Origin of the sequence: Methylobacterium sp. WL6, from assembly GCF_008040095.1 — a bacterium.
Lineage (GTDB): Bacteria > Pseudomonadota > Alphaproteobacteria > Rhizobiales > Beijerinckiaceae > Methylobacterium.
Genome location: NZ_VRVH01000104.1, coordinates 1 through 14,042 on the forward strand (window position 1 = coordinate 1; position 14,042 = coordinate 14,042).

The 14,042-nt window shown below is 70.5% G+C and carries 12 protein-coding genes; 5 read left to right on the forward strand and 7 right to left on the reverse strand.

Features of this window, described 5'->3' with window-relative positions; genetic code table 11:
• The 3 genes from FV230_RS14970 to FV230_RS14980 form a co-directional block, all read left to right on the forward strand.
• A partial coding sequence (locus tag FV230_RS14970; RefSeq protein ID WP_147842970.1) for a PLP-dependent aminotransferase family protein occupies nucleotides 1-1,033 on the forward strand: 1,033 nt, incomplete at its 5' end.
• A gap of 145 nt (nucleotides 1,034-1,178) precedes the next feature.
• A complete protein-coding gene (locus FV230_RS14975) occupies nucleotides 1,179-1,499 on the forward strand; it encodes a BrnT family toxin (RefSeq protein ID WP_147727491.1) in 321 nt (106 codons plus the stop codon).
• Nucleotides 1,441-1,893, forward strand: coding sequence for a BrnA antitoxin family protein (locus FV230_RS14980; protein ID WP_147842971.1), 453 nt, complete (start codon nucleotides 1,441-1,443; stop codon nucleotides 1,891-1,893). Before FV230_RS14975 ends, FV230_RS14980 begins: the two co-directional genes overlap by 59 nt.
• Before the next feature lie 25 nt (nucleotides 1,894-1,918).
• Here the strand turns inward: FV230_RS14980 and FV230_RS14985 are convergent, their stop codons facing one another.
• The 7 genes from FV230_RS14985 to FV230_RS30775 all read right to left on the reverse strand — a co-directional run bounded on the left by FV230_RS14985 (nucleotide 1,919) and on the right by FV230_RS30775 (nucleotide 10,117).
• Complete coding sequence (locus tag FV230_RS14985) at nucleotides 1,919-2,935, reverse strand: ABC transporter ATP-binding protein (RefSeq protein ID WP_147727498.1); 1,017 nt, start codon at nucleotides 2,933-2,935, stop codon at nucleotides 1,919-1,921.
• A gap of 20 nt (nucleotides 2,936-2,955) precedes the next feature.
• Nucleotides 2,956-4,026: an ABC transporter ATP-binding protein gene (locus tag FV230_RS14990; protein ID WP_147727493.1), complete on the reverse strand. Its 1,071-nt coding sequence runs from the start codon at nucleotides 4,024-4,026 to the stop codon at nucleotides 2,956-2,958.
• Nucleotides 4,027-4,141: 115 nt separating this feature from the next.
• Nucleotides 4,142-5,071: an ABC transporter permease gene (locus FV230_RS14995; RefSeq protein WP_147727494.1), complete on the reverse strand. Its 930-nt coding sequence runs from the start codon at nucleotides 5,069-5,071 to the stop codon at nucleotides 4,142-4,144.
• Nucleotides 5,072-5,092: 21 nt separating this feature from the next.
• Complete coding sequence (locus tag FV230_RS15000) at nucleotides 5,093-6,046, reverse strand: ABC transporter permease (RefSeq protein WP_147727495.1); 954 nt, start codon at nucleotides 6,044-6,046, stop codon at nucleotides 5,093-5,095.
• Nucleotides 6,047-6,126: 80 nt separating this feature from the next.
• The gene (locus tag FV230_RS15005; RefSeq protein ID WP_147842972.1) at nucleotides 6,127-7,758 is read right to left on the reverse strand and encodes an ABC transporter substrate-binding protein; all 1,632 of its coding nucleotides are present in this window, start codon (nucleotides 7,756-7,758) and stop codon (nucleotides 6,127-6,129) included.
• A 143-nt stretch (nucleotides 7,759-7,901) separates the two neighbouring features.
• Nucleotides 7,902-8,282, reverse strand: a complete 381-nt coding sequence (gene hpxZ / locus FV230_RS15010) for an oxalurate catabolism protein HpxZ (protein ID WP_147727497.1) — start codon at nucleotides 8,280-8,282, stop codon at nucleotides 7,902-7,904.
• A complete protein-coding gene (locus FV230_RS30775) occupies nucleotides 8,282-10,117 on the reverse strand; it encodes an AtzE family amidohydrolase (protein ID WP_147842973.1) in 1,836 nt (611 codons plus the stop codon). Before FV230_RS30775 ends, hpxZ begins: the two co-directional genes overlap by 1 nt.
• Nucleotides 10,118-10,530: 413 nt before the next feature.
• On the opposite strand from FV230_RS30775, the gene FV230_RS15020 reads away from it, so the two are divergent.
• Nucleotides 10,531-10,770 carry a hypothetical protein gene (locus FV230_RS15020; protein ID WP_147728815.1) on the forward strand — a complete coding sequence of 80 codons (240 nt, stop codon included), beginning with the start codon at nucleotides 10,531-10,533 and terminating at the stop codon, nucleotides 10,768-10,770.
• Between the two features lie 349 nt (nucleotides 10,771-11,119).
• Nucleotides 11,120-13,339 carry a TonB-dependent siderophore receptor gene (locus FV230_RS15025; protein ID WP_147728816.1) on the forward strand — a complete coding sequence of 740 codons (2,220 nt, stop codon included), beginning with the start codon at nucleotides 11,120-11,122 and terminating at the stop codon, nucleotides 13,337-13,339.
• Nucleotides 13,340-14,042: the final 703 nt, after the last annotated feature.

Below are 14,042 nucleotides of genomic sequence, written 5' to 3' on the forward strand. Positions count from 1 at the left end.
GCTCCAGACCGAGTGGCGCGACGGCGCCCCGCCGCCCCATCCCCTCGGCGACCCGCGCCTGCGCGCCGCCACCGCGGCCTACCTCGCCGCCACCCGCGGCGTCGCCTGCACAGCCGATGAGGTGATCGTGACGGCGGGCATCCGCCAGAGCCTGCGGCTGCTGGCCCAGCTGCTGCTCGATCCGGGCGAGACGGCTCTGGTCGAGGATCCGGGGTTTCCCGGCATCGCGTCGGCGCTGGCGGAGGCCGGCCTGCGCCCCGCCCCCGTCCCGGTCGGGCCGGGCGGCCTCGCGATCGACCGGGCGGGCGCCGCCATGGGCGCGCGCCTCGCCGTGGTGACCCCGGCGCATCACTATCCGCTGGGCCACGCCATGAGCCTCGAGAACCGGCTGGCGCTGCTCGCCTGGGCCGAGGCCACAAGCGCCTGGATCGTCGAGGACGATTACGGCGGCACGTACCGCTATGCCGGCCGGCCGCTGCCGCCGCTGCGCGCCCTCGACCGGACCGGACGGGTGATCTACGCCGGCAGCTTCTCCAAGGTGCTGCTGCCGGCGCTGCAGCTGAGCTACCTCGTGCTGCCGCAGGGGCTCGCCGGCCCGGTCCAGCGGGCGCTCGCGGAGACCGGGCCGGCGCCCTCCGGCCTCGGCCAGGGCGCGCTCGCCCGCTTCATCGACGAGGGCCATCTCGGACGCCACCTGCGCCGGACGCGGAAGCTCCATGCCGGGCGGCAGGCCGCCCTGCTCGACGCCGCCCGCGACCGGGCCGCGGGCCTGCTCGACGTCGCGCGGCTGGAGGGCGGGATGCACCTGGTCGCCCGCCCCGGTCCGGACTGGCCGCCCCGGCTCGGCGACGCCGCGGCCGTCGCCGCCCTGGCGCAGGCCGGCATCGCGGCTGTGGCGCTCTCGGCCTACCATGCCGACCCGATGACGGCCGAGCCGGGCCTGCTGCTCGGCTACGCCGCCGTGCCCGAGCGCGCCATCGCGCCGGCGGTGACGCGCCTGGCGACGACCCTGTGGGCCGCCGGCGGGGGATGAGGCGACGTGGCCCGCGCCTTGCCATCCGCACCGCGCGCCTGTGCTATCATCCCGAATCCGGCTTTAGAGGGTTCGACAACCGACCGATGCGGCACCAACGAGCCGACCGGATTGTCCCTCATGGTTTTCGGAGTTACATAAACCCGTGACGGCGGTCTGGGACGAGGCGAAGCGGCAGGCGAACCTGCTCAAGCATGGGCTCGACTTCGCCGAGTTCGAGGCCGCTTTCGATGGCGAGGATGCCGTCTACCTGCCCGCGCAGCCGAGCCGCACCGGCCGCATCCGCTACAAGATCATCGGTCGATGGCGGGACCGGTTGGTCGTCGTCGTGATCGTCTCGCCATTGGGGGCGGAAGCCATCGCCCTGGTGAGTTTGCGCTACGCCAATCCGAAGGAAAGGGCCGTCCATGATCGTCTCGGATCGCAAGACAGACGCGCCGGCATTTTCCCAGGCGGATTGGGATGAGGTCTCCGACAACCCCGACCTGACGGACGTGGAACTCGCCGCGTTGAGACCGGCTCGCGAGCTGCCTCCGGATATCTACGCCGCGCTTCCGAGAAACCGCGGCGGACGCCCGCGGGCCGCGTCGCCCAAGGTGCAACTCACGCTTCGGATCGATCGCCGTGTGCTCGATGCCTACAAGGCGACCGGTCCCGGTTGGCAGACCCGCATGCATGACGTGCTGGCCCGCATCGTGGATGATCCAGGCGCAGGTCCGCATGCGGAAGCCGATACGGCGCGTGAGGCGGGGATTTCTCGGCGGACGGGATCGGACCGAGGGGTCGCCGTCGCAGCCGGTCAGCCGTTTCCGCCTTCGCAGGACGCCGAGTCTGGTCCCTCCGGCCGGAAGAAGGCCTGATCGGGCCGATCGTCCGCGTTTCCCCTCAGGCCGCCGCCTCGGCCCGCACCGGCTGCGGCCCGGCGCGGTAGGCGGCCGACGCCTCCTCCGTGCGCCAGCAGGCGGCGAGGTGCCCGTCGCCGACGCTGAGCGAGGGCGGCGTCTCGCGGCACTTGTCGATCGCGAGGAAGCAGCGCGGGGCGAACGGGCATCCGGCCGGGCGGTTGGCGAGGTCCGGCGGGCTCCCCGGGATCGTCTGGAGCCGCGCGCCTTTGGCCAGCGCCCCCTCCGCGCGGCTGCGCAGCAGGCCGATCGTGTAGGGGTGATGCGGATCGAGCACGACCTGGTGCGCGGTGCCGGTCTCGACGATGCGGCCGGCATACATCACCGAGATCCGGTCGGCGACCTCGACGGCGGCGCCGAGGTCGTGCGTCACCAGGATGATCGACAGGCCGAGATCGCGCTGCAGCTCGCGCAGCAGCAGCAGGATCTGGATCTGCACCGTGGCGTCGAGCGCCGTGGTCGGCTCGTCGGCAAGCAGCACCTGCGGCCGGCAGGCGAGCGCCAGCGCGATCATCGCGCGCTGGCGCATCCCGCCGGACATCTCGTGCGGGTAGGCGTCGAGGCGCCGCTCCGGACTCGGGATGCGGACGCGCTCGAACAGCGCGAGCGCCCGCTGCCGGGCTCCCGCCGCATCGATCTTTTCGTGGCGGCGGATCGCTTCCGTGATCTGGCGGCCGACGGTGTAGACCGGGTCGAAGGCGAGCAGCGGCTCCTGGAAGATCATCGAGGCGACGTGCCCGCGGAAATCCGCCAGCTCGCGCTTCGACAGCGCGAGCACGTCGCGGCCCGCCACCGAGATCCCGCCCCGCGTGCGGCTGCGCCCTTCCGGGAAGAGGCGCAGGATCGCGCGCAGCGTCACGCTCTTGCCCGAGCCCGACTCGCCGATCAGCGCCATGGCCTGGCCGCGCTCGAGCCGCAGGTCGACCCCGTCGACCACCTCGACCTTGCCGAAGCCGACCTTGAGGTCGGTGAGCTCGACCGCGGGGGGCGACGCGTTCATGTCCGCGCTCATCTTCGCGCTCATGCCGCCACCTGCTCGGCAGCAGGAGCAAGGGAATGGCCCGAGCCCGGCTGGCGCGCGAGGCAGGCGGCCTGATGCAGCGGCGCGATCGGGGCGAGCGGCGGCGTCACGCCGGAGCAGACCGGCTCGGCGAGCCGGCAGCGCGGATGGAAGCGGCAGCCGTCCGGCGGGTCGATCGGGTTCGGCGGATCGCCGGTGAGCAGGGCGGCCTCGGTGCGGTTGTCGGGATCGAGCGACGGCATCGAGGCGAGCAGCGCCTGGGTGTAGGGGTGGGCGGGCTCGGCCAGCACCGTGTCCGAGGGGCCGAGCTCGGCGACGCGGCCGAGATACATCACCATCACCCGGTCGCAGATGAAGCGCACCACGTTGAGGTCGTGGCTGATGAACAGGTAGGTCAGCCCGAACTCCGCCTTGAGGTCGAGGAGCAGGTTGAGCACCTGCGCCTCCACCGACTTGTCGAGGGCCGAGACCGCCTCGTCGAGGAGGATCAGCCGCGGCTCCAGCGCGAGGGCGCGGGCGATGTTGACCCGCTGGCGCTGGCCGCCGGACAGCTCGTGCGGGTAGCGGCCGGCGAAGCGCTTCGGCTCCAGGCCGACGCGGGCCAGCAATCCGCGGGCACGCTCGATCGCCTCGCGGCTGCCGACCCCGTTGACCGTCGGCCCGAAGGCGATCGAGGCCTCCACCGTCATCCGCGGGTTGAGCGAGGCGTAGCTGTCCTGGAACACCATCTGCACCTGGCGGCGATAGGTCCGCCACGGCATCGCGCGGCTGCCCACCGCCTCGCCGTCGAACAGCATCTCGCCCTGGTCGCGCTCGATCAGGCCCATCAGGAGCTTGGCCGTCGTCGACTTGCCGCAGCCGGATTCGCCGACGATCCCGAGGGTCTCGCCCTTGAGCGCCGAGAAGTCGACGCCGTCGACGGCGCGCACGACCGACTTCTTGCCGCCGACGCCCTTGCGCACCGGGAAGTGCTTGACGAGGCCGGAGACCGACAGGAGCGGCTGGGCCGGGCCGCCGCGGTCGCGTAGCGAAGCGGTCGCGAGGTCGGCGGGCTGGACGATGACGCTCATAAGTGTTGCCCTGGGCGCTGATGCCGCGACGGCGATCCGCCCCGTGGGCGGCGACGCGCGGGCGCGCTCGCCGACGTCGGGCGGATGAGAGGGGGGCGGTGCCGAGCCGTGGGGATCACTGGCGGATCTCCATGGCGCTGCGCAGGCCGTCCGAGAACAGGTTGAACGAGATCGAGACGATGAAGATCGCCAGCCCGGGCAGCGCCGCCACCGTCGGGTTGACGTAGATCGCGGTGCGCAGCGTGTTGAGCATCAGGCCCCATTCGGGCTCCGGCGGGCGCACGCCGAGGCCGAGGAAGGACAGGCCCGAGGCCAGGATCATCGAGACCGAGATCAGGCCGGTGGAGTAGACGAAGATCGGCCCGACCACGTTGCCCAGCACCTGCACCCGCATGATCGTCAGCGCCGAGGCGCCCGAGAGGCGGGCCGCGTCGATGTAGTCGCGCGCGCGGATGCCGGTGGTGACGCTCTCGGAGATCCGCGCGATCTGGGGCACGAACACGCAGGTGAGCGAGACGATGGCGTTGAAGATGCCGGCGCCGAGCGCGCCCGAGAGCGCGATGGCGAGCAGCACCGAGGGGAAGGCGAAGAACACGTCGATGGTGCGCATCAGGATCGTGTTGGTCCAGCCGCCGACGTAGCCGGCGACGATGCCGATCGACGACCCGATCACGAAGGCGATCAGCACCGGCGTCACGCCCATGAACAGCGACAGCCGGGCGCCGACCATCAGGCGGCTCAGCATGTCGCGGCCGAGCTCGTCCGAGCCGAGCCAGTAGGTCGCGTCGCCGACCGGCTTCAGGCGGCGCAGCATCGAGCCGCGATACGGGTCCATCGGCGTGATCCACGGCGACAGGATCGCGACGACGACGATGGCGAGGATCACCAATCCGGCGGCGATCGCCACGGGGTCGCGCACGAGGCGGTGGCCGACATGGCCCCAGTAGCCGCGGGAGGCAACGAAGGCGTCGGGCTCGACCTCGGACGCCGCGGGGGCGATGCCGCCGTCGAGGGCCATGGTGGCGGCGGTGACGGGTGCGGTCATGACGTCATGCTTTCCTCGGGCTCAGGCCCGCTCGATGCGCGGATCGAGTGCGGTCTGCATCACGTCCACGAGGAGGTTGAGGGCGACGAAGAACATCGCCAGCACCAGGATCGAGCCCTGGAGCAAGGGCAGGTCGCGCTGGAAGATCGCGGCGTTCAGGAGGAAGCCGGTGCCGGGCCAGGCGAACACCGTCTCGATCAGGATCGAGCCGCCGAGCAGGTAGCCGAGCTGCAGGCCCATGATCGCGAGCGCCGTCGGCGCGGCGTTGCGGACCACGTGCTTGAACACGCCGACCTCGTCGAGGCCCTTGGCGCGCAAGGCCTCGACGAAGTCCTGGGCGAGGATGTCGGCCACCAGCGCCCGCACGGTGCGGGCGATGATGCCCATCGGGATCACCGACATCGTGACGGCGGGCAGGATGATGAAGCGCAGATGCTCGAGATCGGGCCGCCAGTTGCCGGAGCCGTCGGGCCCGGCGCCGGTCGGCGGCAGCCAGCCGAGGTTGGCCGAGAACACGATCACCATCACCATGCCGAGCCAGTAATGCGGCACCGAGACGCCGAAGACCGAGATCGCGGAGGCGACCCGGTCGAGGATCGAGTTGCGGTGATAGCCGGCGACGAACCCGAACAGGGTGCCGAAGGTGAAGCCGATCAGCGTCGCGACCGAGGCGAGGATCAGGCTGTTGACCACCGCGCGCGAGACCTCGCCGAGCACCGGCCGGCCGGTGGCGATCGAGACGCCGAGGTCGCCGTGCAGCACGTGCCAGAGCCAGATCGCGTACTGCACCGGCAGCGGCTTGTCGAAGCCGTAGGCGGCGCGCATCTCGTCGATGGTCGCCTGCGTCGCGTCCGCCGGCAGGATCGCGCTCAGGGGATCGCCCGGCGCGAGGTGGACCAGCAGGAAGCAGACCAGGCTGACCCCGAACGCCACGGGCGTCACGGCGACGAGGCGCTTGAGGATGTAGAGCAGCATCGGATCCGGGTGTCCTTGTTCCGATGACCGGGGGGCGGGCGTGGGCCGGCCCCTCCCCCGCGACGGGGGGAGGGATCGCGTCAGCGCCCCGCGGTCGCGATGGTGATGTTCGAGAAGTCCTGGAACCAGTTCTGCGCCTGGACGAAGCCCTTCACCTTCGGGCTCATCGCCCGCGGGTTCACGTCGTGCGTGATCATGATGAACAGCGCGTCGTCGACGAACTTCTCATGGACCTTCTCCAGCACCGCCGTCTGCTCGGCCTTGTCGAAGGTGTTGCGGACCTGGTCGAACAGCTTGTCCATCGCCGGGTCGGAATAGTAGCCCCAGTTGGTGCCGTTCGGCGGCGCGAAGTTGCTCTGGAGATGCCGGATGAAGCCGGTGAACGGGTCCTGGATGAAGTACGAGTAGTTGATGCCCGTCACGCCGCGCGAGATGTCGGCCTTGGCGCCGGCGCGCCAGATGTTGATCAGCGTGTTCCACTCGACCACCTCGTAGTCGACCTGGATGCCGACCTCGGCGAGGTTCTGCTGCACGAACTCGTTCATCGGCAGCGGCTGCATCTGGCCGGAGCCGGAGGCCGAGATCGCGATCTTGGTCTTCAGGGGCTTGTTCGGCCCGTAGCCGGCTTCCGCGAGCAGCTTCTTGGCCGCGGCCGGATCGTAGGTCACCTTGAAGGTCGGGTGGCCGAACCACTGGTGGCCGGGCGGGAAGAAGCCGGTGGCCGGCACCGCGAGGCCGCCGAGCAGCTCCTTCAGGCCCTCGCGGTCGATGGCGAGGTTGGCGGCCTTGCGCACGCGCACGTCGTTCCAGGGCGAGCCCTCGACCCGCGACAGGTGCCAGGTCCAGTTGTGGGGATAGGTGTTGGTGACGATGGTGAAGCCGGCGCCCTTCAGCGAGGCGACGGCGTCGGGCGCGGGCGCCTCGATCCAGTCGACCTGGCCGGAGCGGAGCGCCGCGACGCGGGCGTTGGCCTCGGGCAGCGGCACCAGCACGAGCTTGTCGAGCTTGGGCACGCGGGCCTTGTCCCAGTACGCCTTGAAGGGGACCATCTCGGCGCGCTCGCGCGGCGCGAACAGGGTCAGCTTCCACGGGCCGGTGCCGGACGGGGTCTTGGCGAAGGCGTCCCAGCTCCGCCCGAGCTTCTCCCACTGGGCGGGCGAGGACATCATCACCCAGGCGATCTGGTAGGGCAGCGTCGCGTCCGGCGCCTTGGTGACGATCTCCACGGTCAGCGGGTCGACCACGCGATAGCTCGCCACCGCCGGGATGCGGGTGCGGCCTTGAGCCGACTGGCGCGGATCGTATTGCGGGCTGTCGTTCTTCAGCAGCTTGTCGAGGTTCCACACCACGGCGTCGGCGGTGAAGTCGGAACCGTCGTGGAACGTCACGCCGGGGCGCAGCTTGAACGTCCACTTGGTCTTGTCGGCGGCGTCCACCGCCCAGCTCTCGGCCAGCCCCGGCACGAGGTCGGAGGGCTTGGTCGCCGAGGACAGGTCCCAGTTGATGAGCCCGTCGTAGACCGTGTAGCCCATGAAGCGCATGCCCTCGCCGCCGTTGTCGGCCTGGCCGGTGGTCAGCGGGATGTCGGAGGCGGTCATGCCGATCCGGAGCGTGCCCTGCGCCATCGCGGCGGAGGGCGCCTGGGCCGACAGCGCGAGGGCGCCGGCGAACGCCGCACGGGCGGTGAAGGTCTTCATCGAGCGAAACGGCATGTCGGGCGGGTCTGCTCCGTGAGGCGGGCCCCCGCGACGGGGCGCCCGAGAGGACGCCCGGCTCCATGCAAGCGCGCGGCCAGACCGGCGCTGGGGTGTCATTCTTTATTCAATCGCACCGGATGCGCGGATCGGCGGGGGGCCTACCCGTCGATCAGGCTCACATGCGCGGCGACCACCCGCCAGCCTTCGGGAAACCGCACCCAGGTCTGGCTCTGGCGCCCGATCCGACCCGGCGCGCTCTCCCGGAAGAACAGGGTCATCGCGGTGGCGAAATCCCGCCCGTAGGTGGTGATCACCGTCTCGGACAGGGTCCGCTCCAGGCCGACGGGCGAGCGCGCCCGGCGGAAGGCGCGGATCGCGTCCATGCCGTAGAGGTTCTCGCCCCCGCCGTAGCGGATGGTGCGGGGATCGTCGCGGAACAAGGCCTCGAGCACCGGCACGTCGTTCTCCGTCAGCGCGGTCTCGTAGGCGCGGAACGCCGCCTCGACCTCGGCCTTCACCGCGAAATCGTCGACCACCATCACGTCAGCTCCGCGATCGGGGCGCGGACGATGCCGAGCCGTTCCAGCACCCGCGCCACGCGCAGCGCCACGTCCTCGCGCCAGGGCGCGGCGATGACCTGCACGCCGAGGGGCAGCCCGCCGTCGAGCCAGACCGGCACCGCCGCCACCGGAAGGCCGATGAACGAGATCGGCTGGGTGAACACGCCGATATTGGCCCGCACCGGCAGGGAGACGCCGTCGAGGGTGAAGTGCGTCTGGCCGCGCGGCGGCGCCCGGCAGGGGGTGGACGGCGCCAGGATCACGTCGACGTCCGCGAACAGGTCGGTCACCGCGCCGCGGTACCAGCGCCGGAAGCGCTGCGCCCGCTCGACGAAGGGCGCCGGCAGCATCGCGCCGGCGATGAGGCGGTCGCGCACCGCCGGATCGAAGTCCTCCGGCCGGGTCCGGAGACGGTCGAGGTGGAGCGCGGCGCCCTCGGCCGCGGTGATCAGGTAGGCCGCCGCCCGGGCGCGGGCGGCTTCCGGGATCTCGACGACCCGCGTCGCGGCGAGCGCCCGCGCCGCCACCTGGACCGCGGCGAACGCCTCCGGGTCGCCGCCGCGGGCGAAGTAGCCGCCGGCCACGGCGATGCGGAGGTCGCCGAGGCCGGAATCCAGCCCCGGCAGGACGGGCTCCGCGGCCCGCGCGGTCGCCGCAGCGTCGTCCGGGTCGGGACCCTGCATCGCGTCGTAGGCGAGGGCCAGGTCGGTCACGCTGCGCGCCATCGGCCCGAGATGGTCGAGGCTGTTCACGAAGGGGAAGCTGCCGGCCCGGGTCAGGCGGCCGTAGGTGGGCTTGAGCCCGAAGCAGCCGCAGAAGGCCGAGGGCACCCGGATCGAGCCGTTGGTGTCGGAGCCGAGCGTCAGCGGCACCAGGCCGGCGGCGATCAGCACGAGCGGGCCCGAGCCCGGCCGCAGGTGCAGCAGCAGCGCGATCACCGTCGGGTGCACCAGGTAGAAGCTGTAGGAGTACAGCCCGAGCCGGCGCATCGGCGCGGAGCCCAGGGCCCGCACGACCCATCCGCGCCCCTGAAGCGCCGCCGAGAACGGCACGAGCAACGCCGCGCTCTGCAGGGTGTAGCGCAGGGTCTCGCGGAAGGCGGGGTCGCGCACCGCGAGGGTGGCGAGGATCACGGCGCCCGCCGCCGCCACGTGCCAGGGTTTCGGCCGCCAGGCGCGGTCGGCCGGGATCACCGGGTTGTTCCACAGGCCGAGGCAGCAGCCGAACAGGATCGCGTCGATGCGGGTGTGGGTCCAGGAGTAGTTCAGGCTGTAGTCGGCGAGCCGCCACACGTTGAGGCCGCGGATCGCCAGCACCGCGCCGCACAGCGCCAGGCACGCCACGGCCGCCCGCCGCGGCGACAGGCGCCCGAGCCACGCGAGGTAGGCCAGCGGGAACAGCAGGTAGAAGTGCTCCTCGATGGCGAGGCTCCACAGCGGCACCGGCAGCACCCGCTCGGTGCCGAGAAGGTCGGGATAGTTCGTCAGGAACGTCGCCTGCCCGAGCACCGCCGCCGCGTCGACCGGCATCCAGTTGAGCAGCCCGAGCCCGTGGAGCAGGCCGGACAACGCCAGCGCCAGGTACATCGGCGGCAGGATGCGCAAGCTTCGGCGCAGGTAGAACGCCGGCAGCGAGACCGTCCCGGTCCGCCCCCGCTCGATCCGCAGCAGCGTGGTGATCAGGTAGCCCGACAGGAAGAAGAACACCGTGACGCCGAAGCCGCCGGGCACGACGTGGCTCAGCCCGCAATGGGCGACGTAGACGACGGCGATCGCCAGCGCCCGAACCCCGTCGAGCTGCGGCAGGTAGGGCATCGCGGGCGGGACCGGGGCGGTGGGGCTCGGGATGGCAGGCTCCTCGCGGATCTTTCGACGATCGCCGGACAGGACAAGCAGGAAACCGGAAATTTTCCGTCCGCGCCATCCGCGCTGGCGCCGGAGGCGGGCGCCGCATCGTCCCTCCCCTTTCGTGGGGGAAGGGTGGGCCTCGGCTCACGCCAGGGTCGGGAAAGGAGGGACGAGGCGCGCGAATCTCCGCGAGGCTATCGCACCGTCCGCACGGGGATCGGGCCAATACATCGGCCGGTTCGTGCGCCGCCGCCGCATGCGACACTCGCGCGGTTGCCGTCCCGGTCGGGATGTATACGATTCTGCCATCGCGGCCCCAGTATTCGGCGCTCCGCGCCTGAGAGACGGATGCGCTCCCGCCTTCCACGCGTGGACAGCCTGTGCCCCGCTACTTCTTCGACATCCACGACGGCTTCCACCAGCGCGACGACGTGGGCACCTTGTGCGAGGACGTGCAGGCCGCCGCGCTCCAGGCCAAGCGCCTGCTGCCCGCCATCGCCGTCGACGAGAGCCCGGCCGAGGGCGAGCGCCAGACCATCACCGTGGTCGTGACGGACGAGGACGGATACGCCGTCTACTCGGCCGCCCTCGCCTTCGTCGGCACCTGGCTCCTGCGCTGACCTCGGCGCCTGCGCCGACCAAAGGCCTGCGCGCGCAGCTTGACCCTGTGAAAGGCCGCGAAGGGCGATGAACGGAAGTCGGCTTGGCGCTTGAAAGCCGACATTCGATTTCGTCGCTCGCTCGGCTCGCGCCGGCGGGCGCGGGGCAGGTCGCTCACGGCCCGAACCCTCTCGGATGCCCTGCGCCTCGGCCTCGACGAGGGGCATTCGCCCACTTTGAATTTAGAATATTTTCAGATTTGAACCGTTTTAAGTGTGTGATCTATAACACGTTTTTGGCTTGCTCGCGGATCCGTGAAGGACGATCACACGGGTACTGCGCTCGTCCGAGCGCGCGCAAGCGTGATCCATGTCCCACCGCTCCTCGCTCCTCCCCGTCCTTCTCACCACCACAATCCTCGCCGGTCCCGTGGTGGCACAAGATGGCACCGTTCAGCTCAACGAGATCTCGGTCGAGGCGGTGGGACCCGGCAACGCCGCGCCGGCATCGGCCGGCTCCGGCGGTCTCAACGTCAGCGCCGGCGACGGCGGCACGGCCGCCACCAGCGGCGGCGGTGGCGGCCCCTCCGGGATCACCGGCTACACCGCGCGCGTCGCCACGGCCGCCACCAAAACCAACACCCCGCTGATCGAGGCCCCGCAATCGGTCTCGGTGGTCACCCGAGAGCAGCTGAACGACCGCAACGTCCAGACGTTCACCGACGCGGTCAACTACGTCCCGGGCGCCATTTCCGCCCGGTCGGGCTTCGACCCGCGCTTCGATCAGATCTTCATCCGCGGCTTCGACGTGCTCACCAACCAGGGCATCTATCGTGACGGCCTGCGCGTGATCGGCAGCGGCTTCGCCTTTCCCAAAAGCGAACCCTACGGCGCCGAGGCGCTGACCATCCTCCGCGGCCCGGCCTCCGGCCTCTACGGCCTCGGATCGCCCGGCGGCATCCTCGATATCACGAGCAAGCGCCCCGTCTTCGTGCCGTTCGGCGAGGTGCAGTTCCAAGCCGGCAGCTTCGGACGCTTCCAGGGCAATTTCGACGTCGGCGGCCCGGTCGAGGGTTCGGACGGCACCATGGCCTACCGCCTCACCGGCGTACGCCGCGAGGCCGGCACCTTCATCGGCCTCGGCACGAACGACGACCAGCTCAACATCGCGCCCGCCTTCACCTGGAAGCCGTCGGCCGACACGACGTTCACGTTCCTGAGCGAGTTCCAGGTCACCAACACGCCGGCGGCGACGTTCTTCTACAATGACCCGGGCTTCCGGGTATCCAACTTCTACCAGGGCGATCCGCGCTTCATCGGCCTCGACCAGACTCAGTATCGGGTCGGTTACGCCTTCGAGCATTTCTTCACGCCGGACCTGGTTTTCCGCCAGAACTTCCGGCATTACGGGCTGTTCCTCAGCGCGAAGTACGTCGACATCAACAACGTCAACGACGCGCGCACGATCGGCACCCGCGACACCGGCTATATCCGCGAGGGCCTGGTGCAGCAGACGCTGGACAACCAGCTGGAGGCGCGCTTCGCCACCGGCCCGGTCGCCCACACCGTGGTCGGCGGCGTCGACTACGCCCGGTACAGCCTGAGCGCGCGCTTCGGCTTCGGCCTCGCCCCGGACCTGAACCTCACCACCCGGAACTACGGCCAGCAGTTCATCGCGACGCCGCCTCTTGGGTCCGCCTCGCGCCAGACCCAGGATCAGGTCGGCGTCTACCTGCAGGATCAGGCCAAGTTCGGCGACTTCATCCTGACCGTGAACGGGCGCCACGATTGGGTCTTCCAGGACAACTACGCCACGCCCGACAGCGCGGTCTCGCGCCAGGACAACAGCGCCTTCACCGGCCGGGTCGGCCTGGGCTACGTTCTGGCGCCAGGGCTGGTTCCGTACGCGAGCTATGCCACGACCTTCACCCCGCAGGTCGGCCAGGACCGAAACGGACAGGCGTTCAAGCCGGCCACGGGCGACCAGATCGAGGCGGGGGTGAAGTACCTGATTCCCGGGACCAACATCCAGACGGCGTTTGCCGGCTTCGACATCAACCAGTCGAGCATCCTGATCCCCGACGCGAGCAACATCGCGTTCCAGACCGCTGGCGGTGCCGTACGCTCGAAGGGCTTCGAGGCCGAGGCGACCGCCAACCTCGCGCCGGGCACGAACCTGACCATCGCCTACACGCATGTCGACATCCGGTTCGTGAACTCGACTTCGTTTGCCGGCGAGTCCCTCAACGGGAACCGCGTCTCCGGCATCCCCAGCGACACCTACGCGTCGTTCCTGACTTATGCCTTCCCGCCCGCCTCGGCCTTGCGCGGGCTGCAGATCGGCGGCGGCATCCGCTACATCGGCTCAAGCTACGCGGATGATCAGAACACCGTGCGCAATACCGCCGTGACGCTCTACGACGCCCTCGTTGCCTACGACTTCGCCGCGCTCGACCCGAAGTACAAAGGCTTCCGCGCGCAGATCAACGGCTACAACATCTTCAACCGAAACTACACGACCTGTTCGTTCGGTTTCTGCAACTTCAACCAGCCGGCAACGGTCATCGGCAGCCTGATCTATCGGTGGTGAGAAGGCTCGCCTCCGGCGGTCGGGGATCGAGACGCCGCGCGCAGCGCCGACACGCCGACCGAAGTCCGCATGGTGGCCTGCACTCGAAACGACGTGTGGGCGAGGCCGTGACGCGCCCGAGATCGGCCTGCCCCCGAGCCACCACGCCCCCTTCGCCTCGCTCGACTCCCGAAGCGCGCAGCGTCTCGGCCTGAAACCGTCGCGGTCGCGTCGGCATCGGCCGTATGTCCGCAACCGTGGCGGCCTGATCCTTCCCGGTCGCCAGGACCTCGGGCGCCAGGACCTCGGTCGCTAGGACCTCGGTCGCCAGGACGAAGTGCTCGCTTGGGACGGCGACAGCCTCGATCTCGCTCCTGTCGAGCGACTTCTGCCCGTCATGGCCGATCGGCACGCTTCGATGCCGCGAACGATGGAACGTATGAGCGGTGGAGAGAGGGTCGCATCGGGCGCCGACCATACGGGCGGTCGGCAGATCTTCCGCGGATCTGAAACGCATCGAACGTGACCCTCGCGCGGCCAAGCCGATGGGGGCCGAACCCTCGGGCGGCCACAAGGGATCGGTAACCATCGGGCCGGCATGATCCGGCTCGGAACCGCCCGGTCGCGGGGCCGAGATCGGGGTTGCGTGATGTTCTCTGCCGCCTTCCTGCGCGCGGGCCTGTCGCCGCTGGCGCTCGCCGCCGCGCTGAGCGCCGCGGCCGCG